19 protein-coding genes are annotated in these 19,042 nt (G+C 72.8%); 6 read left to right on the top strand and 13 right to left on the bottom strand.

The window, feature by feature from the left end:
- Window positions 1-169 precede the first annotated feature (169 nt).
- Window positions 170-1,456 carry a glycerophosphodiester phosphodiesterase gene (locus IF01_RS0119585; protein WP_051755702.1) on the top strand — a complete coding sequence of 429 codons (1,287 nt, stop codon included), beginning with the start codon at window positions 170-172 and terminating at the stop codon, window positions 1,454-1,456.
- An 89-nt stretch (window positions 1,457-1,545) separates the two neighbouring features.
- Here the strand turns inward: IF01_RS0119585 and IF01_RS0119580 are convergent, their stop codons facing one another.
- Together IF01_RS0119580 and IF01_RS49315 are read right to left on the bottom strand one after the other, a co-directional pair.
- Window positions 1,546-3,912, bottom strand: coding sequence for a transglycosylase domain-containing protein (locus tag IF01_RS0119580; protein ID WP_051755700.1), 2,367 nt, complete (start codon window positions 3,910-3,912; stop codon window positions 1,546-1,548).
- A gap of 226 nt (window positions 3,913-4,138) precedes the next feature.
- Window positions 4,139-5,221, bottom strand: a complete 1,083-nt coding sequence (locus tag IF01_RS49315; RefSeq protein ID WP_051755744.1) for a YjiK family protein — start codon at window positions 5,219-5,221, stop codon at window positions 4,139-4,141.
- A 126-nt stretch (window positions 5,222-5,347) separates the two neighbouring features.
- On the opposite strand from IF01_RS49315, the gene IF01_RS0119570 reads away from it, so the two are divergent.
- Together IF01_RS0119570 and IF01_RS0119565 are read left to right on the top strand one after the other, a co-directional pair.
- Window positions 5,348-6,379: an SPFH domain-containing protein gene (locus tag IF01_RS0119570; protein ID WP_030394746.1), complete on the top strand. Its 1,032-nt coding sequence runs from the start codon at window positions 5,348-5,350 to the stop codon at window positions 6,377-6,379.
- Window positions 6,376-7,290, top strand: a complete 915-nt coding sequence (locus IF01_RS0119565; RefSeq protein WP_030394745.1) for an NAD(+)/NADH kinase — start codon at window positions 6,376-6,378, stop codon at window positions 7,288-7,290. The genes IF01_RS0119570 and IF01_RS0119565 overlap by 4 nt, the downstream gene beginning before the upstream one ends.
- Before the next feature lie 9 nt (window positions 7,291-7,299).
- Here the strand turns inward: IF01_RS0119565 and IF01_RS0119560 are convergent, their stop codons facing one another.
- The 5 genes from IF01_RS0119560 to map all read right to left on the bottom strand — a co-directional run bounded on the left by IF01_RS0119560 (window position 7,300) and on the right by map (window position 11,143).
- Window positions 7,300-8,142 (bottom strand): universal stress protein, encoded by an 843-nt coding sequence (locus IF01_RS0119560; protein ID WP_030394744.1) that lies wholly within the window; start codon window positions 8,140-8,142, stop codon window positions 7,300-7,302.
- Window positions 8,135-9,040 (bottom strand): universal stress protein, encoded by a 906-nt coding sequence (locus tag IF01_RS0119555; RefSeq protein WP_051755698.1) that lies wholly within the window; start codon window positions 9,038-9,040, stop codon window positions 8,135-8,137. Before IF01_RS0119555 ends, IF01_RS0119560 begins: the two co-directional genes overlap by 8 nt.
- A gap of 171 nt (window positions 9,041-9,211) precedes the next feature.
- Window positions 9,212-9,595, bottom strand: coding sequence for a hypothetical protein (locus IF01_RS0119550; protein ID WP_157855286.1), 384 nt, complete (start codon window positions 9,593-9,595; stop codon window positions 9,212-9,214).
- Between the two features lie 159 nt (window positions 9,596-9,754).
- Window positions 9,755-10,285 carry an SMI1/KNR4 family protein gene (locus IF01_RS0119545; RefSeq protein WP_051755695.1) on the bottom strand — a complete coding sequence of 177 codons (531 nt, stop codon included), beginning with the start codon at window positions 10,283-10,285 and terminating at the stop codon, window positions 9,755-9,757.
- Window positions 10,286-10,375: 90 nt separating this feature from the next.
- Window positions 10,376-11,143, bottom strand: a complete 768-nt coding sequence (gene map / locus IF01_RS0119540; RefSeq protein WP_030394740.1) for a type I methionyl aminopeptidase — start codon at window positions 11,141-11,143, stop codon at window positions 10,376-10,378.
- Between the two features lie 87 nt (window positions 11,144-11,230).
- On the opposite strand from map, the gene IF01_RS0119535 reads away from it, so the two are divergent.
- Window positions 11,231-11,512 carry a helix-turn-helix domain-containing protein gene (locus tag IF01_RS0119535; RefSeq protein ID WP_030394739.1) on the top strand — a complete coding sequence of 94 codons (282 nt, stop codon included), beginning with the start codon at window positions 11,231-11,233 and terminating at the stop codon, window positions 11,510-11,512.
- 18 nt (window positions 11,513-11,530) lie between these two features.
- Here IF01_RS0119535 and IF01_RS0119530 read toward each other — a convergent pair whose 3' ends face one another.
- From IF01_RS0119530 to IF01_RS51060, 5 genes are all read right to left on the bottom strand, one after another.
- The gene (locus IF01_RS0119530; protein WP_208624336.1) at window positions 11,531-12,289 is read right to left on the bottom strand and encodes an SDR family NAD(P)-dependent oxidoreductase; all 759 of its coding nucleotides are present in this window, start codon (window positions 12,287-12,289) and stop codon (window positions 11,531-11,533) included.
- Window positions 12,290-12,417: 128 nt separating this feature from the next.
- Window positions 12,418-13,008: a TetR/AcrR family transcriptional regulator gene (locus tag IF01_RS0119525; protein WP_030394737.1), complete on the bottom strand. Its 591-nt coding sequence runs from the start codon at window positions 13,006-13,008 to the stop codon at window positions 12,418-12,420.
- Window positions 13,009-13,129: 121 nt separating this feature from the next.
- Complete coding sequence (locus tag IF01_RS0119520; protein WP_030394736.1) at window positions 13,130-13,426, bottom strand: MTH1187 family thiamine-binding protein; 297 nt, start codon at window positions 13,424-13,426, stop codon at window positions 13,130-13,132.
- Window positions 13,427-13,557: 131 nt separating this feature from the next.
- On the bottom strand, window positions 13,558-15,054 hold the full coding sequence (locus IF01_RS0119515; protein WP_030394735.1) for a SulP family inorganic anion transporter: 1,497 nt from the start codon (window positions 15,052-15,054) through the stop codon (window positions 13,558-13,560).
- 92 nt (window positions 15,055-15,146) lie between these two features.
- Window positions 15,147-15,275: a hypothetical protein gene (locus IF01_RS51060; protein WP_279617268.1), complete on the bottom strand. Its 129-nt coding sequence runs from the start codon at window positions 15,273-15,275 to the stop codon at window positions 15,147-15,149.
- 683 nt (window positions 15,276-15,958) lie between these two features.
- Here IF01_RS51060 and gcl point away from each other — a divergent pair.
- Both gcl and IF01_RS0119505 read left to right on the top strand, forming a co-directional pair.
- Window positions 15,959-17,740 (top strand): glyoxylate carboligase, encoded by a 1,782-nt coding sequence (gcl, locus tag IF01_RS0119510; protein WP_063764252.1) that lies wholly within the window; start codon window positions 15,959-15,961, stop codon window positions 17,738-17,740.
- Between the two features lie 101 nt (window positions 17,741-17,841).
- Complete coding sequence (locus IF01_RS0119505; RefSeq protein WP_244215560.1) at window positions 17,842-18,399, top strand: pyridoxamine 5'-phosphate oxidase family protein; 558 nt, start codon at window positions 17,842-17,844, stop codon at window positions 18,397-18,399.
- Here IF01_RS0119505 and IF01_RS0119500 read toward each other — a convergent pair.
- Window positions 18,362-19,006 carry a hypothetical protein gene (locus IF01_RS0119500; RefSeq protein ID WP_030394732.1) on the bottom strand — a complete coding sequence of 215 codons (645 nt, stop codon included), beginning with the start codon at window positions 19,004-19,006 and terminating at the stop codon, window positions 18,362-18,364. The genes IF01_RS0119505 and IF01_RS0119500 overlap by 38 nt on opposite strands.
- Between the last annotated feature and the right edge of the window lie 36 nt (window positions 19,007-19,042).

Here is a 19,042-nt window from a genome sequence, read left to right as displayed (position 1 = left end):
GGCAAGGACGGTAGGTGCGGGAACTTCTCCCGCAGTTCGCCCGACGGCCACCCGGCGGGGCCGGACTGCTCCTAGTCTGCGGGCGGCAGCCACACCGCGACGCCGACCGCGCGGCACCGACACCGCCGCGCCAACACCGCGACGCCATCCGTGCGAGCTAGGAGCTTCCATGACGTACCGTCCGACCGACGGCGGCACCCCGGCGGAGTCCGCCGAGGGCACCTCCTCCTCCCGCCGCAACTTCCTGCGGGCCACCGGTGCCGCCGGTCTCGGCGCGGCGGCCCTCGCCGCCGGGGCCGGGGAGGCGTTCGCCGCCCCCGGCGGGGACCAGCCCGGCGCGGACCGGTCCGGCGCCGAGGACGAGCGCGGCGTCGCGTCCGACCGCCCGGCCGGCACCCGCCCGCCGGTCCGCACCGGCACCGGCCTGGACCGCCTGCCGCACCCGCTGATCGTCGGTCACCGCGGCGCCCCCGGCTACCGCCCCGAGCACACCCTGGGCTCCTACGACCTGGCGCTGCGCCTCGGCGCCGACGTCATCGAGCCGGACCTCGTGCCCACCAAGGACGGCCAGCTGGTGGTCCGGCACGAGAACAACATCGCGGAGACCACGGACGTCGCCGACCACACCGAGTTCGCCGGCCGCCGCACCACCAGGACCATCGACGGTGTCGTCCAGACCGGCTGGTTCACCGAGGACTTCACCCTCGCCGAGCTGCGCACCCTGCGCGCCAAGGAGCGGCTGCCGCAGCAGCGCCAGCGCAACACGCTGTACGACGGCCGCTGGGCGATCCCGACCTTCCGCGAGGTGGCCGACTTCGCCCGCAAGCGCGGCCGCGAGCTCGGCCGGGACGTCTGGGTGTACCCGGAGACCAAGCACCCCAGCTACTTCCGTTCGATCGGCCTGCCGCTGGAGGAGCGCCTCGCCGACGAGCTGCGCCGCACCGGGCTGGCCGGGCGCAACGGCCGGGCGATCCTGCAGTCCTTCGAGCCGAGCAGCCTGCAGCGGCTCGCCAAGCTGGTCGACAACCCGAAGATCTTCCTGCTCGGCGGCCCGACCACCCAGCCGTACGACTTCGTGCTGTCCGGCGACAAGCGCACCGTGGCCGACCTCGTGAAGCCCGAGAACCTGCGTTGGATCGCGACGTTCGCACACGGCATCGGTCCGACCACCACCCTGATCGCCCCGGTCGACGCGACCGGCAAGCTGCTGCCGCCGACCACCCTGGTCCGGGACGCGCACGCGGCGAACCTGCTGCTGCACCCGTACACGGTGCGCAACGAGAACGCCTTCCTGCCGCTGGACTACCGCCGGGGCACCGACCCCAACGCGTACGGCGACGCGATCGGCTGGGCGAAGTACCTCTACGAGCTCGGGGTGGACGGCTTCTTCACCGACCAGACCGACAGCAGCGTGCTGGCCCGCCAGGACTTCTGGGACGCCAAGGGCGCGCGCTGACGCACGCCCGGGGGTACTGGACCGCCGCGCCCCGGAACGTCCGTCGACGTTCCGGGGCGCGGCGCCGTCCGGGGCGGAGGGCCTCGGCGTCAGCCCTCGCCCTGCTGCTGCTCGGGCTGGCCCTGCTGTCCCTGGCCCTGCTGTCCCTGCGGCGCCTGGTCCTGCTGGGTCGGCTGTTCCTGCTGGGTCGGCTGGGCGGGCTTGCGGGTGGGCTGGCGGCCGGGGGCCTGGGTGCGGCCGCCGGGCCAGTTCGGGGCGACGTCGGTCGGCTGGCCGCCGGGCCAGGTCGTCCACGGTGAGCCGCTGCCCGAGCCCGGGCTCGCCGAGGGGTCGCGCTTCGGCGCGGGGTTGGGGATGTAGACGGTCTCGAACTCCTGCTCCGGCATGCCCCGGACGGCTTCGTTCATGGCCATCTGCCAGATCGGCCCCGGGCCGGTGGCGCCGAAGACCTCGTCGAACCACTTGCCGCCGATCCGGATGTTCTTCATCGGCACGCCGCGGGCCGGTCCGCCCAGCCAGACCGAGGTGGCCAGGTTGGCCGTGTAGCCGCTGAACCAGGCCGACTTCTTCTCGTCGGAGGTACCGGTCTTGCCGGCGATCTGCCGGTCGTCGTTCAGACCGAGGTCACGGGCGGTGCCGCCCTTCTCGGTCACCCCGAGCAGCACGGTGTTGATGATGTCGGCGGTGCTCTCGGACATCACCCGGTCGCACTTGGCCGGAACGACCGGGACGTCCTTGCCGTCCATGGTGGTGATGCTGCTGATCGCGACCGGCGTGCAGTAGGTGCCGCGGTTGGCGAAGGTCGCGTAGACGTTGGCCATCACCAGCGGGCTCACCTCCTGGGTGCCCAGCCCGAGGGCCGGCAGCTCCTCCAGCGGCTTGCCGCTGGCCTTGTTCGCGACGCCCAGCTTGTTGGCCATCTGCTTGACCGCGCAGAGCCCGATCTCCTGCTCCATCTGCACGAAGTAGGTGTTGACCGAGAGCGCCATCGCCTCCTTGAGCTCGTACGGGCCGACCTCGCCCGAGGACTCGTTGGGGATGGTGCCGCCCTTCTTGCCCTTCTCCAGGTTCTTCCAGGTGCCTTCGCAGGTGGTCATCGTCGGCCAGTCCATCTTGTTCGGCGAGGCGTAGGACTGGGTGGACGTCAGCCCGGCCTCCAGTCCGGCGGCGGCCACGATGGGCTTGAAGTTGGAGCCCGGCTGGAAGCCGTTGCCGCCGCCCATCGCCGCGTCGACGTTGTAGTTGACGACGGTCTGGTTCTTGGCCGGGTCGATCCCGTACGGCCGGGTCTGGGTCATCGCCAGGATCTTGCCGGTGCCCGGCTCGACCATGGTCATCGCCGCCGACACCTCGTCGGTGACCTTCACCTTGGTGGTCACGGCCTTGAGCGCGGCCGCCTGCTTCACCGGGTCGAGGGTGGTGTGGATGAACAGGCCGCCCTGGTCCCAGAGTTTCTTGCGCTCGGCGGCGGTCTTGCCGAAGACCGGGTCCTGCTTGATCACGTGCCGGACGTAGTCGCAGAAGAAGCCCATGCCCGCGTCGGCGGTGATGCAGCCGTTCTGCGGCGCCTGGTAGTGCAGGGCCACCGGCCCGGACTTGGCCTCCTTGGCCTGCTCCGGGGTGAGGTGCTTGTTCTCGACCATCTTGTCGATGACGACGTCGCGGCGCTTGCGCGAGGCCTCGGGGTGGGCCTTGGGGTCGAACTGGGAGGGGTTCTGCACCAGTCCGGCCAGCGTGGCGGCCTCCGCGACCGTGAGGTCCTTGCTGTTCTTGCTGAAGTAGCGCTGGGCCGCCGCCTGGATCCCGTACGCCTGCTGGCCGTAGTACGTGATGTTCAGGTAGTTGGTGAGGATCTGGTCCTTGGTCAGCTCCTCCTCCAGCTTGATGGAGTACTTGAGCTCCTGGACCTTGCGGCCGAGGGTCTTGCGCTGGGCCTCCAGCACCGCCACCGGGTCGTCGCCGGCCTTCTCGACGTTCACGTTCTTCACGTACTGCTGGGTGAGCGTGGACGCGCCCTGGACGGCGGTGCCGCTCTCCGCGTTCTTGGTGATGGCCCGCAGGACGCCCTTGAGGTCGACGGCCCCGTGCTCGTAGAAGCGCGCGTCCTCGATGTCCACCTGGGCCTGGCGTATCAGCGTGCCCATCTCCTCGCCGGTGATCACCCGGCGGTCGCGCTCGTAGACCTTGGCTATCTGCTGGCCCTTGGCGTCGTAGATCCAACTGGCCTGGGTCAGCGCCGGTGTCTTCAGGTCGGCGGGGATGCTGTCGAACTCCTCGACACCGCTCTTCATGCCGAGCCCGAGGGCTCCGGCGGCAGGGAGGGCGATGCCCGCGAGCAGGACGCCCGCGAGAGTGCTGTAACCGAGGAACTTCACGCCGTGGCCGAGCAGGCCGAGCGGGGTCTCGCGGCGCCGGGGGCGCGGGACCCAGGTGTCGTGGGGCTCCGAGGAGGGCATGCGGCGGCTTCTCCGTGACATAGTCGGAACACTACGTCCACGAAAACCGCCCGTGGGGCCGGTGTTGGCCAAGCTTTGTCACAAATCGGCGACAGATCACCGGCGTTGGGCGTGGCGCTGGGGACGGCCGACGGTTCCGCCCGCCCCGGGAGCCGGTCGTTCGCCCACGCTCGACGGGACTCGATCAAGAACGGGCGGGTCCGCGCGCCCTGCTCGCCGTCGACCCTCAGCCCTCGCGCTTCTTGCGTCGCAGTCCGAACACCGCGACCGCGATCGCGGCCAGGAACGCCACTCCGAGCACCTTGTCCCCGGTGCCCGCCGGGGCGTCCTTCCCCTCCGCGCGCGACGGCGGGGCGGCCGCGCCGGACGCCGGCGCCGCCGGGTCCGAGGAGCCGGACGCGGCCGACGGGGCCGCAGTGGCGCTGCGCAGCGGTTCGACGGTGTCCGGAAGCTGCGCGTCGTCGAGCGGCGAGCGCCAGACCGGGCTGTCCTTGCCCTCGGTGCCGTAGAGCAGCGCCCGGCCGTCGGAGGTGAAGGTGACCGACTCCCCCTGGCGCTGGAACGGCGTGGACAGCGGTTCGGCGTCGCTCGGCGCGCCGTCCTTCCAGCGGTAGAGGGTGGCCGAGAAGTAGCCGCGCAGCACCAGCCGGGTGCCGTCCGGCGAGAAGGCGCCGTCGGTCGTCCACGGCGCGTCGGCGATCCTCCGGAAGGTGTTCACGCCCGTCGGGGAGAGCTTCTCCGGGCCCTGGTAGAGCCCGCCGCCGCCCTGCTTCTTGCTGGCGATGTAGGCGCGGCCCGTCACCGGGTGGACCATGAGCGCCTCGGCGTCGCGCGGGCCGTCCTCGTAGCGGACCTTGTAGCGGGTCACGTCCACCGTCTGGTCGTGCAGCTCGGCGGGTTCGGCGAAGGCGTAGATCCAGACCTCGGGCCACTTGCCGCCGAGGTTGTCGCCGAGGTCGCCGACGTAGAGCCGGCCGTCCGGACCGAGCGAGATCGCCTCGACGTCGCGGGGCTCGACACCCCGCAGCGTGACGGTGGCGACCGTGCGGCCCTGGGAGTCGATCGCGTAGACGTACGGGCCGTCGTCGCTGTCGTTGTGGGTCCAGTAGACGCCGGGGTGCTGTCGGCTCGCGGCGAGGCCGCTGGACTCGGTGATCCTCGGGTCGGCGATGGCGAAGGCCTGGCCGCCCGGGTCGGCCGCGTGCGCGGACGGGGCGCCGAGCGCGGCGCCGGCGCCGACGGCGACCGCGGTGGTGGCGGTGGCGCAGGCCGCGGCGAGCAGCACTGCGGGGAGCCTGGTCGTTCGCATCCTCAGCACCGGTCGATCCTCCCACGGCCGCCCTCCCCGGCTCCTTTCCGCCGGGGGATCATTTCTCGTCACCTTGACGAGATCCCTTCGCCTTCAATATCGTCAGTGCGACGAAAAGGAGTCGCCATGGCCGACATCACCAAGCGCTTCGGGCTGCGCCACCTGCGCGCCCGCCCCACCGCCCACATCCGGCACGTCCGCCGCGGCAAGCTCGCCCACGACGGCACCGGGCTCGCCTTCTGGTTCCGCCCGCTCACCGCCGCCCTCTCCGAAGTGCCGGTCGACGACCGCGAACTCGCGATGCTCTTCCACGCCCGCACCTCCGACTTCCAGGACGTCACCGTCCAGGGCACCCTGACCTACCGGATCACCGACCCGGCCACCGCCGCCGCCCGCGTCGACTTCGGCATCGACCCCGACACCGGCGCCTGGCGCTCCGCCCCGCTCGACCAGCTCGCCACCCTGCTCACCGAGACCGCCCAGCAGCACGCGCTCGGCCTGCTCGCCCGCACCCCGCTCGCCACCGCCCTGGCCGACGGCATCGCCGGCGTCCGCGAGCGGATGACCGCCGGCCTCGCCGCCGAACCCCGGCTCGCCGAGACCGGACTCGCCGTCATCTCCGTCCGCGTGGTCGCCCTGCGCCCCGAACCCGAAGTGGAACGCGCCCTGCGCACCCCCGCCCGGGAGCTCGTCCAGCAGGAGGCCGACCGGGCCACCTTCGAACGTCGCGCCGTCGCCGTCGAGCACGAGCGCGGCATCGCCGAGAACGAGCTCGCCAATCAGATCGAACTCGCCCGGCGGCAGGAGCAGCTGATCACCCAGGAGGGCACCAACGCCCAGCGCCAGGCCGAGGACGAGGCCGTCGCCGACCGGATCCGCACCGACGCCGAGGCCCAGCGCCGCACCCGCCTCGCCGCCGCCGAGGCCGCGGCCGCCCGCGACCTGGGCGAGGCCAGGGCCGCCGCGGAGGCCGCCTGGCTCACCGCCCACCAGCAGGCCGACCCGGCGGTGCTGCGGGCGCTCGCCCTGATGCGGCTGGCCGAGCACCTGCCGCGGATCGACAGCCTCACCCTCACCCCGGACGTGCTGACCGGGCTGCTCGCCAAGCTCGGCGCGGCGGGTTCGCACGGCCCCGGCACTGACGGGGGCGGACGGTGACGCTCGCGCCCCGGGCCGTCCTGGTCCACCGCCGCAGCGAGTACCAGGAGCTGGTCGCCCACCACGGCACGCCCGGCCAGGCCGCCTACTTCCTGCGCAGCCGGGGCCGGTCGGTCGAGGAGATCGAGCGGCGCCACCTCCGGCAGGAGGAGGCGCTCGCCCGGGCGGCCGGCGCCGTGCCGCTCGACTGGCGCCGCACCCGGGTCGAGCGCGCCGACCTGCCCCGGTTCCTCTTCGAACCGGAGGACGTCGTCGTCGTGGTCGGCCAGGACGGCCTGGTCGCCAACGTCGCCAAGTACCTCGGCGGCCAGCCCGTGATCGGCGTGGACACCGAACCCGGCCGCAACCCCGGGGTACTGGTCCGCCACCGCGCCGACGACCTGCCCCGCCTCCTCCCGGCCTCCGTCGGCCCCGGCGCCGACCGGCGGACCGAGGAACGGACCATGGTCGAGGCCGTCGCCGACGACACCCAGCGGCTGCTCGCGCTCAACGAGGTCTACGTCGGCCAGCCCGGCCACCAGACCGCGCGCTACCGGCTGGCCGTCGAGCAGCACCCCGGCGCACCGGACAGCGAGGAGGCGCAGGCCTCGTCCGGGGTGCTGGTCGGCACGGGCACCGGCGGCACCGGCTGGTGCCGCTCCGTCTGGCAGGACCGCGGCGGCCCGCTCGCCCTGCCCGCGCCCGCCGCGCCGTCGCTCGCCTGGTTCGTCCGCGAGGCCTGGCCCTCCCCCGCCACCGGCACCACCCGGGTGCACGGCCTGCTCGACGGGGAGCAGCGGCTCGTCCTGACCGTCGAGTCGGACCGGCTGGTGGCGTTCGGCGACGGCGTCGAGAACGACGCGCTGGACCTCGTCCGCGGCCAGACCGTCCGGGTGGGCGTCGCCGCCACCCGGCTGCGGTTGCTCGGCTGAGCCTCCGCCCTACCGGGCCTGTGCCAACTGCTCCTCGTGCCGGACCACCACCACCGGGCAGAACGCGTGCTGGACCATCGCCTGACTGGTCGAGCCCAGCAGCATGCCCGCGAAGCCGCCCCGGCCCCGGGCGCCGACCACCAGCAACTGCGCCGCCCGGCTCGCGTCGATCAGCGCCGGCCGGGCGTGGGCCTCGATCAGTTCCGAGTTCAGCTCCACGTCCGGGTACTTGTCGCGGTGGCCGGCCAGTGCCTCGGCGAGCGCCCGCTCCTCCTGGCCCGGCAGGCTCGCGCTGGGGTGCGCCACGTGCAGCGCCGTCAACGGCGCCCGGCGGGCGGAGGCCTCCGCGAAGGCGAAGCCCAACGCCTCCGCGCCCACCCCCGCACCGTCCACCGCCACCAGCACCGGCCCGTCCGGCTCCGGCCGGCCCCGGACGATCAGCACCGGGCAGGCGGCGTGCGCGGCCAGGTGCACGGCCACCGAACCGATCAGCAGCGCCCCGAACCGGCCCAGCCCCCGGCTGCCGACCACGACCAGGCAGGCGTCCCGCGACCGGTGGGCCAGCACGGTCAGCGGCTCGCCGGTGACCAGCGCGGCGTCGACCTCCAGCTCGGGGTCCAGGGCCCGGGCCCGGGCGAGGGCGTCCTCCAGCACCCGCTCCGCCTGGTGCCTCAGCCCGCCCTCCGGCGGTCCGTCCTTGGCCGGACCGAGCGGCACGTGCATCAGCGGCCAGATGAAGGCGTGCACGATCCGCAGGCCGCGGCCGCGCAGCCGCGCCTCCCGGACCGCGACGTCCACGGCGGCGAGGCTCGCCTCCGAACCGTCCACCCCCACCAGCACCGGGTCACTCATCGCCCGCCTCCTGCTCCTCCTCGGGGGTGCGCTCGTACGGCACCACGGCCACCGGACACGGCACGTGGTGCAGCACCGCGTGCGCGACCGAGCCCAGGTGCGCGCCCAGCGGCGAGCGACGGACCCGCCGACCGACCACCACCAGCCCGGCGCCGGCCGCCGCCCGCTCCGCGAGCACCTTGGCGGGCCGCGCGTTCAGGACCTCCTCGACCACTGTCACCCCTGGGTGCTCCGCCCGCCACGGCTGGACCACCCGCGCCAGCTCGACCTCGGCGAACGTCTGCATCTCGCCGGACACGTCGACGCTCGCCGCGATGCCCGCGTACTGGTACGCCACCGGCAGGGTCCAGGCGTACACGGCGCGCAGCGGCAGCCCGCGCCGCTCGGCCACCGCGAAGGCGTGGCCGAGCACTGCGGCGGCGCCCTGGTAGGGGTCGACGCCGACCACGACCTCGCCGGCTTCCCCCTGCCCCTCGCCCTCCCTGACCAGGACCACCGGGCACGCCACCTTGGCGAGCACCCGTCGGCTCACCGACCCCACCAGGAACCCGGCCACTGCCCCGAGCCCCCGCGACCCGAGCACCAGGGTCTCCGCCCCGGGCTCCTCCCCCGACTCCTCCACCAGCGCCCGCACCGGATCCTGCGGCACCTGAACGGCCTGAACTGCGAGCTCCGGCCACCGCTCCCGCACCCGCAACTCCGCCTCGCGCAGCGTCACCTCCGCCTGCCGGTGCGCCAGATCCACCGCCCCCAGCACCGACAACGGCGTCACCACACTCGGCCACGCCAGCACCACCTTCAGCCCCGCGCCGCGCCCGGCCGCCTCCTCCGCGGCCCAGTCCAGCGCCGCCAGACTCTCGGGCGACCCATCCACCCCGACCACGACAAATCCGCTCACAACCGCCTCCACCCAACCGGACCCGGACGAACCCACGCCCGCCCGCACCCCCAACCCTCCCCACCCCGCGACAAGTCCACCCAGAGTCCAAGGTCCCCGCTACTGGACCGGTGGTCCCCGGCCTGGCCGGACCCGACCGGCCGTCAGCACTTCGGCAGAAGCTGGTCGGCCTCATCGCATCGTGGAGAACTCACTCCACGACCGCACGCCCGCAGCACAGGAGAAGATTTCGGACAGCCTGGAGAAGAACGCCGCATCTCCATTTCCGACCCAAAAGTACCGTTTCCCCGGATCCTCCGATCCGGCGATCATAAAAATTCCCTCCGAAAGTTCCTGATCGACCGACAGCGGGACCATGGAGACGCCCTCCGGGAGTCCCTCGTCAAGATGTATCCCGCCATCGTAAGTAATTTCGAGAAACTCTTCGGCCCGATCCAGAGCAGGGCTCGACGGCCAATCCTGCCAGCCGAACACCGGCATGCCGGAGAAGAAATTCTCCATACCGTCGGAAAAGGACAGGAACTCCCGATAGTCAGCCTCGATCAGCTGCCCCATCCACCCTTCCAACTCAGCCAGCTGCCAATCCGAAGCAGCCGCCCGGAGTCCCGGCGGGGCCGCCGACCCGGAACCCGGATCGGAGCGGTGGTCCGCCTCCCGAGCCGCTACGAGAACCTCGATCCACGCTGGCACCACAGCCCTCACCTCTCGCACCGATCAGCCCAGTGGAGTCCCTGCGACCGGCTGCCACACCGGCTCCAGAACGGGCCACCCGGGCGGGACCTCCCACCCGGAGAGTACTCCGGCAAGAAAGCGGGAGAATCCACCACCGTAGATCCCAATACGGCCCAGCTGCCTGAAGACCACCAGCACATCCCACTCCTCCCCGGCCCGCGGCACCAGGAAGCAGTCGTCCCCGTCCCAATTCGAGTGTCCCCAGGGGATCACCGCCTTCGGATCGAACGGCAGGGATCCGACGTCCGTCAAACAACCCGGCAGTACCATTTCCAGCTTGCGGCGAGCCCGCTTCATGAAACCGATGAGCGGGTCGATCCCGTCCGGATGCGGCACATTCAGATGCCGCATCACCAGACCGTCCCCGTAGAGTCGGACGAACTCCTTGAAATCCCCCGGGAGCTCGACACCGGCCCAGTTCTCAATCTCTGCCCAGGATTCGGGTCGGGGCGTCCCGACCCACGGCTCCGCCCGGATCAGATCCCGGAAAACGACCTCCGGAAGCTCACTCATCCCAACCTCGTCCGTCCCTGCCGAGCGGATCGGCCCATTCCCCAAGATTCAGTCGATCGACTTTCATACCACTCGTCCGTCCGGACGGACTCACGGGAGGGTGAGGATGCGGGGGCCGGTGGGGGTGATGGCGACGGTGTGTTCGACGTGGGCGGCGCGGGTGCCGTCGGTGGTGCGGAGGGTCCAGCCGTCGGGGTCGGTGGTGTGGGTGTCGGTGCCGCCGGCGATGAGCATCGGTTCGATGGCGAGGACCAGGCCCGGCTTCAGGGGGAAGCCCCGGCCGGGGCGGCCCTCGTTGGGGAGGTGGGGGTCCTCGTGCATGCGGCGGCCGATGCCGTGGCCGCCGTAGCCGTCGAGGAGGCCGTAACCGGCGGCACGGGAGACGGTGCCGATGGCGTGGGCGATGTCGCCGGTGCGGTTGCCGACGACGGCGGCGGCGATGCCGGCCTCCAGGGCGCGGCGGGCGGTGTCGATCAGCCGCCGGTCCTCGGGGCGGGGCGGGCCGACGGTGAAGCTGACGGCGGCGTCGCCGGCCCAGCCGTCGAGGATGGCGCCGCAGTCGATGCTCACGAGGTCGCCGTCGCGCAGCCGGTAGCCGGTGGGGATCCCGTGCACGACGGCGTCGTTGACGGAGGCGCAGATGACGGCCGGGAAGGGCACCGGGGCGAAGGCCGGCCGGTAGCCGAGGAAGGGGGAGGTCGCGCCCGCCTTCCGCAGGACCTCCCGGGCCACCTCGTCTAGTTCCCGCAGGCTCACGCCTACCCCGGCGGCGCGCTCGACCTCCGCCAGCGCGGTGGCGACCACTCGCCCCGACTCCCGCATCGCGGCCAGCGCCGCCTCCGACTTGAACTCCACCATGGGACCCCTCCGGGCATAGCTCCAATTCTTATACCGGTATTTGTATCACGGTCGAATGGGTCGGGCGGGTGGCCTACCATCAGGGGCATGGTGAGGACTCCGCTGACCCCCGGGGAACGCGAGCGCGGCGAGCGCTTCGGTGTACTGCTGCGCGAGGCGCGCGGCGGGCGCAGCATGGTCGAGGTGGCGGCGGCGGCCGGGGTGTCGGCCGAGACGCTGCGCAAGATCGAGACCGGACGGGCGCCGACCCCGTCGTTCTTCACCGTCGCGGCGCTGGCCTACGCGTTGGGACTGTCACTGGACGAGCTGGCCGCCTCGGCCGCGCTTCCGGTGATGGACGGGAGCGAGGCCGAGGCGCTGTCCGCCTGAGGCGGTCGGCGTCCGCGGTCAGGCGCTGACGCCTCCGTCGAGGACGAGGTCGGCGCCGACGGTGAATGCCGACTCCTCGGAGGCGAGGTGCAGGACGGCGGCCGCGACCTCCTCGACGGCGCCGGCCCGGCCGACCGGGACGTCGCCCTTCATCCGGTCCGCCTTGTCGGCGGCGTTCTCGCCGGGGCGGGAGGACATGGTGGTGTCCACCGGGCCCGGGCTGACCATGTTGATCCGCACGCCGTCGGCGATGTGGTCGCGGGCGGCGCTGCGGGTCAGGGTGGCCACGGCGGCCTTGGAGACGGCGTAGGCGCCGAGGTTCTCCAGGCGGACGTGGGTGCCCAGGTTCGAGGAGATGTTGACGATCGCCCCGCCGCCGTTGGCGCGCTGGTGGGCGATCTGGTGCTTCATCGCGTACCAGGTGCCGTTGAGGTTGATGTCGATGACGCGCCGCCACTCCTCCTCCGCCACATCGGCGATCGGGGCTATGCCGCCGAGCACGCCGGCGTTGTTGACGGCGATGTCCAGGCCCCCCAGGTGTTCCACCGTCTCCCGGACCAGGCGGGCGGCGTCCGCCGAGTCGGAGACCGAGCCGACCAGGGCCACCGCGGTGCCGCCGTCCTGCTCGATCAGGGCGACGGTCTCGGCCAGGGAGCTCGCGGTGCGGCCGGCGACGGCGACACGGGCGCCCTCCCGGGCGAAGGCGAGGGCCACGGCTCGGCCGATACCGCTGCCGCCACCGGTGACCAGGACGGACTTGCCGGTGAAGCGGGTGATGCTGCGGGACATGGGAGTACTCCTAAGCGAAGGGCTGCACGAGTCGGTCTAAATTGACCGTTCGGTTCAGAATCAAGACAGAAAAAGGCACACGGGAGTGAAAGGGGCGGGAGGGGAGAGCGGGTCGATCAGTCCAGCAGGGCGAGGGCCTGGTCGGCGGCGTCGCGCAGCCGGGCCGAGCCCTCCCCGGCCTTGCCGATCACCCGCATGCCCTGGAACAGCACCAGCAGCATCCGGGCCAGCGCCTGCGGGTCGCGCCCCTCGGGCAGCTCGCCCTGGGCACGGGCGCGGACCAGGGCCGTGGCGAGCACCGTCTCCAGGTGGAGCAGGTTGGACTCCACCCGGCGGGCGGCGCCCTCGTCGTGCGGGGCGAGTTCGACCGCCGTATTGGTGACGAAACAGCCCCGGTGGGGGCCGCCCTCACCGTCCGCGGCGGACTCGTCGGCGAACCGGCGGACCAGCGCCCGGACGGCCGGCAGGACCGGGCCCGGCTGCGACAGCTCGGCCAGCAGCACCGGTTGCTGTTGCTGGCCGTACCGCTCCAGCGCCCGCAGGTACAGCTCGCGCTTGCTGCCGAAGGTGGCGTAGATGCTGGCCCGGGCGATCCCGAGGTGCTCGACCAGCTCGGCCATCGAGGTGGCCTCGTAGCCGCGCCGCCAGAACAGCTCCAGGGCCGACTGGAGCGCCGCGTCGGGGTCGAATTCCTTGGTCCGTGCCATAGCTGAAAGGTAGTCGATTCCAGATCGATCGGTCAAGAAAGAAAAGGGGAGGGCAGCCGACCCGCCCTGGAAGGGACGGGCCGACCCCGGACCTCAGGCCTCAGCCCTCAGCCCTCGGCCCTCAGCCCTCGGCGAGGTGGCGCTCCACGGTGGCGACCTTGCTGGTCAGTCCGTCGGTCACCCCGGCCCGGTCGTCGATCTTGATGACGGTGCTGACCCGGTTGCTGTAGGCCTTCACCGCCTCGATCGCCTCCCGGATCACCGGCATCACCTCGTCCCACTCGCCCTCGATGCTGGTGAACATCGCGTCCGTGCGGTTCGGCAGCCCGCTCGCGCGGACCACCCGGACGGCGGCGGCGACCGCCTCCCCCACGTCCTCGCCGACCCCCAGCGGGGTGACCGAAAAGGCAGCGATCACGGCTCCGTCTCCTCCCACGAGTCCCGGACGATCCCGGGGCCCGGACGACCCCGAGGTCCGGGCCGGACCCCGGCCGCCGCCGGGCGGCCAGCCTAACGAGCCAGCCGGACGAGCCGGCCGGACCGACCCGGTCAGACCACGGTCGGCAGCGGCGGGTCGACCGCCAGCGGGGCGGTACTCCGGGCGCGGTGCTGGGCCGCCCAGGTGGTGAGCGCCACCGTGCAGGCGTGGTCCAGGTGGCGCAGCCCGGACCAGTCGAGCTCGACCGGGCGGTCCGCCGGGAGGCGTTCGAGGGTGTCGAGCAGCCGGGGCAGCCGCAGGAAGGTTGCGTTGCCGCTGAGCCTGACCCGCAGCGGGGCCTCCTCCGCGCCGGGCGCGGCGGGCCGCTCCTCGACGCCGATCTGCAGGTGGGAGGTCTGCCAGGCCGACTTGGCGACGGCCAGGCCGATGCCGATCAGCACGCCCTCGAACAGGTCGGTGGCGATGATCGAGGCGGCGGTCACGGCCAGCACCGCCGCCTCCCCCCGGTGCTCGCGGCAGAGCGCGGCGATCCGCCGGACCGGGACGAGCTTGGCGCCGGCGTGCACCAGGACGGCGGCCAGCGCGGTCAGCGGGACCAGGCCGAGCGCGCCCGGCAGCAGGGCCGTGAAGAGCAGCAGCCAGCCGCCGTGCAGGACGCGCGAGGCCTTGGTGCGGGCGCCGGACTGGACGTTGGTCGCGCTGCGGACGATCACCGCCGTCATCGGGAGCGCGCCGAGCAGGCCGCAGAGGGCGTTGCCGATGCCCTGGGCGGTGAGTTCGCGGTCGTAGTCGGTGCGCGGGCCGTGGTGCATCCGGTCGACGGCGGCCGCGCTGAACAGCGTCTCGGCGGAGGCGATCAGGGTGAAGGCGAGGACGGTGCCGGCTCCGGCCGTGGTGGCCAGGGCGCCGAGCGCGGCCCGGTCGGGCAGTTGGACGACGTCCAGCAGTCCGGCCACCTCGACCCGGGCCACCGGCAGGTCGAACAGGGCGGTGACGGCGGCGGCCAGGCCGACCGCGGCCAGCGGACCGGGCACGGCGCGGGCGAGCCGGGGCGGCAGGTACTTCCAGGCGACCAGCACCAGCAGGGTGGCGGCCCCGAGTGCCAGGGCGCCGCGGTCGGCGGCGCCGGTGACGGCGTCCCGCAGCAGCGCGGGCAGGCCGGCGATCTTCTCCGGCCCGGTGCCCGGGGCCCGGCGGTCGGTGAGCGCGTAGAGCTGGCCGAGCACCAGGGTGAGGCCGATGCCGGCCAGCATGCCGTGCACCACGGACGCCGACATGGCGCGGAACCAGCGGCCCAACCGCAGCGCGCCCATGGCGAGTTGGAGCAGTCCGGTGAGCAGCACCAGGACGCCGAGGGCGCCCGCGCCGTACTCCTGGACGGCTTCGTACACGAGCACGGTGAGACCGGCAGCCGGGCCGCTGACCTGGAGGCTGCTGCCGGGCAGCGCGCCGACCAGCAGGCCGCCGACGATGCCGGTGACCAGGCCGAGTTCGGCGGGCACCCCCGACGCGACGGCGACGCCGACGCAGAGCGGGAGGGCGACCAGGAAGACGACCAGGGAGGCGGGGAGGTCGTACCGCCAGGGCACGGCGCGCAGCGCGGCCACCGGACCTCGCCGGGAGCCGGAGCGGGAGCGCGGGGCGGCGGACCGGGAGCGCGGGGCGGCGGGCGGGCTCTTCCGCCGTCGGGGCAGACCGTTCACCGGCGCACCGCCCGCGAGACGGGGAGGGCGGCGGCGAGGGCGGCGACGAGAACGAGGGCGACGGGGCCGGCGAGAGCGGCGGGGACGGCGGCGGGACGGGTGGGCAGGGCACATCGTCGAGGCATGGGGAGCTTCCTTCCGCGCACCCGGCGGGGCGGCGCGTCGCGGGCGACGCATCGGCAGCGGGTGCGTTGCTGCGGTGTGCTGCTGGTGGCGGCGATGACGCGGCGGTGCGGCGGTGGCGCGGTGCTGTGGCGACGGCGGGGCCCACGGTGGCGGCGGTGCTGCCACCGTGGGCGGACCTGCCGTCGGCGGCGGTACTGCCGGTGGCGGCCGGGACGCGCGGACCGGGACGGCCGGCGCGGCGAGTCGTGCTGGACGGGATCCAGGACGGACCCCTCGACGGGATCGGCGACCGGAACTCCCCCGCTCCGCCCCGGATCCCCGAGACCCCCTTGCCGCGCCCCCTTGTTGAACATGGCAACCATGACGGGCCCGGCGTGGGACCGACGGTACCCAGCGCCCCGGAGCCGGCCAACCTCGCACACCATTCCTCCACGCCAACAGCACGCCACCGACGCATCCAGGGCGAAATCCGAGCTCATGGCAGGTACGCACGTTCGCCCGTCGAGCAGATGACCCGCCGAACCGCCCCCTGCCGAACGTTCCACATTCTGTTGAAAGCCCCCTTGACGCCCCGACGACCCCCGTCCTACTTTTATTCCACATACAGAAACCGTTCTTCCGTATGGTGGAATTCTGGAGATGAGCCCTCCGACCCACTGCGGGCCGACGCAGGAGAGACCCGATGCCCCGAATGACAGCCGCCCGCGCGGCCGTGGAGATCCTCAAGCTCGAAGGCGTCGACGTCGCCTTCGGCGTGCCGGGCGCGGCCATCAACCCCTTCTACGCCGCCCTCAAGGCCTCCGGCGGCATCCGGCACACGCTGGCCCGCCACGTCGAGGGCGCCTCGCACATGGCCGAGGGCTACACCCGCGCCGCCGCGGGCAACATCGGCGTCTGCATCGGCACCTCCGGGCCGGCCGGCACCGACATGATCACCGGGCTCTACTCGGCCATCGCCGACTCGATCCCGATCCTGTGCATCACCGGCCAGGCCCCGGTCGCGCGCCTCCACAAGGAGGACTTCCAGGCGGTCGACATCGCCTCGATCGCCAAGCCGGTCACCAAGGCCGCCACCACCGTGCTGGAGGCCGCGCAGGTCCCCGGCGTGTTCCAGCAGGCCTTCCACCTGATGCGCTCGGGCCGCCCCGGCCCGGTGCTGGTCGACCTGCCGATCGACGTCCAGCTCACCGAGATCGACTTCGACCCGGAGGCCTACCAGCCGCTGCCGGTCTACAAGCCCGCCGCCAACCGGATCCAGATCGAGAAGGCGATCGCGCTGCTCCAGCGGTCCGAGCGGCCGCTGATCGTGGCGGGCGGCGGCGTGATCAACGCCGACGCCGCCGGACTGCTGCTGGAGTTCGCCGAGCTGACCGGCGTCCCGGTGGTGCCGACCCTGATGGGCTGGGGCATCGTCCCGGACGACCACCCGCTGAACGCCGGCATGGTCGGCCTGCAGACCTCGCACCGCTACGGCAACGAGAACTTCCTCGCCTCCGACTTCGTGCTCGGCATCGGCAACCGCTGGGCCAACCGCCACACCGGCGGCCTGGACGTCTACACCGAGGGCCGGACCTTCGTCCACGTCGACATCGAGCCCACCCAGATCGGCAAGATCTTCGCCCCCGCGCTCGGCATCGCCTCCGACGCCCGCGCCGCGCTGGAGCTCTTCGTCGAGGTCGCCCGGGAGCTGAAGGCCGCCGGCACGCTGGTGGACCGCAGCGAGTGGGCCGCGTCCACCCAGGAGCGCCGGGCGCAGCTCCAGCGCCGCACCCACTTCGACAACGTGCCGCTCAAGCCGCAGCGCGTCTACGAGGAGATGAACAAGGCCTTCGGCCCGGAGACCCGCTACGTCACCACCATCGGCCTCTCCCAGATCGCCGGCGCGCAGCTGCTGCACGTCTACAAGCCGCGGCACTGGATCAACTGCGGCCAGGCCGGCCCGCTCGGCTGGACCATCCCGGCCGCGCTCGGCGTCGCGACCGCCGACCCCGAGGGCCAGGTCGTGGCGCTCTCCGGCGACTACGACTTCCAGTTCATGATCGAGGAGCTGGCGGTCGGGGCGCAGCACCGGATCCCGTACGTCCACGTGCTGGTCAACAACTCCTACCTGGGGCTGATCCGGCAGGCGCAGCGGAACTTCGACATCGACTTCCAGGTCAAGCTGGAGTTCGAGAACATCAACGCGCCGGAGCTGGGCGTCTACGGCGTGGACCACGTCCGGGTCGCCGAGGGCCTGGGCTGCAAGGCCATTCGCGTCACCGAGCCGGAGGGGCTGCTGCCGGCCTTCGAGGAGGCCAAGAAGCTGGCCGCCGAGTTCCGGGTGCCGGTCGTGGTCGAGGCGATCCTGGAGCGGGTCACCAACATCTCGATGGGCGCGGCCGACATCGACAAGGTGATGGAGTGGGAGGAGGTCGCCACCCTCCCGGAGCACGCCCCGACGGCGATCCGCCCGCTGTCGATCTGACCCTCCCAGCGGCCCCGAGGGGGTCGGGCGCCGCGCGGCCGAACGGCCGTCCGGTGTTCGGCCCCAGGGTCGTGCGGGTACGTACCGGGGAACGTCCGGGCGTGAATCCACGCGCGGACCGGCTGCCCCCGGGAGTGCCCACCGTGTCCTTCTCGATGACCCGCGCCGCGTGCGAGCGCTTCCTGGCCGGCGTGCACGTCGGCGTCCTGTCCGTCGCCGGGGCGGAGCCCGGCGCGGCTCCGCTCTCGGTGCCGATCTGGTACTCCTACCGGCCCGGCGGCCTGGTCACCGTGCTGACCGGGCGGGAGTCGGCCAAGGCCCGCCGGATCCGGGCGGCCCGGCGGTTCACGCTCTGCGCGCAGCAGGAGGAGACGCCCTGCCGGTACGTGAGCGTGAGCGGTCCGGTGGTGGCGATCGAGGACGGGATAGACCCGGCCGAACGCGCCGCACTGGCCCACCGCTACCTGCCGCCCGCCGGCGCCGAGGCGTACCTGGTGGCCACCGCCGAGCAGCTGACGGCCGACGTCACCGTCCGGATGCGCCCGGAGCGGTGGCTGAGCGCGGACTTCTCCGCGATCGCCGAGCAGCTCCGGAACGCCTCGCCCGCGGCCGGGGAGAAGGTCAGCCCTCCGCCTTCTGCCCCCGCTGGACCCGCTTGACCCGCTCCGCCTGGAGGTCGGCGAACTGCTTCAGCGTCTTGTGGTCGCGCTCGTCCTCGTCCAGCTCGATCAGGGAGACGACGGCGCCGATCCGCATCACCATCGTCCCGGCGAGGGTCTTGGTCGCGGCCTCGCCGGAGTCGCCACCGTTGTCGACGTCCTTCTCGAAGGCCTGCGACTGTTCGGCGGCGGTCTTCACGTCGATCTTGCGCGCGGCGCCCTCGTCCTCGATGAACGAGGCCACCAGCGCCTCGAAGACCGGACCGGCGTTCTCCGCCTTGTCGAAGGTCAGCAGGGTGAGCCGGATGTCGTTGGCGGTGCTGGAGACCGACTTGTACCGGACATTGCCGCCCAGCTGAAGACCGAGGCAGTCGGCCTTCAGCTTCTTGCGGCAGGTGGCCGACGCGTCGGCCTGCGTGACGGCCTGCGGCGGCTTCGCCCCGGAGGAGCGCTTCCAGCCGGAGGGGAGCGAGGTCTCGCTGGGCAGCGCGTCGCGCACCTGGTCCGGCTCCGACAGCACCACCTTGGCCTGGAACGCCGACCCGGCGCCGCCGCCGTCGGACCCGCACGCGGCCGCGCCCAGCGTGAGCGCGGCGACCGCGCCCACCAGCGCGAAATTCCGCCTGTACCGCTTGAATCCGTC

It is taken from the genome of Kitasatospora purpeofusca, assembly GCF_000718025.1.
GTDB lineage: Bacteria > Actinomycetota > Actinomycetes > Streptomycetales > Streptomycetaceae > Kitasatospora > Kitasatospora purpeofusca.
Note: the sequence above shows the minus strand (reverse complement) of the source record. Positions and strands in the feature narration are given on the sequence as shown.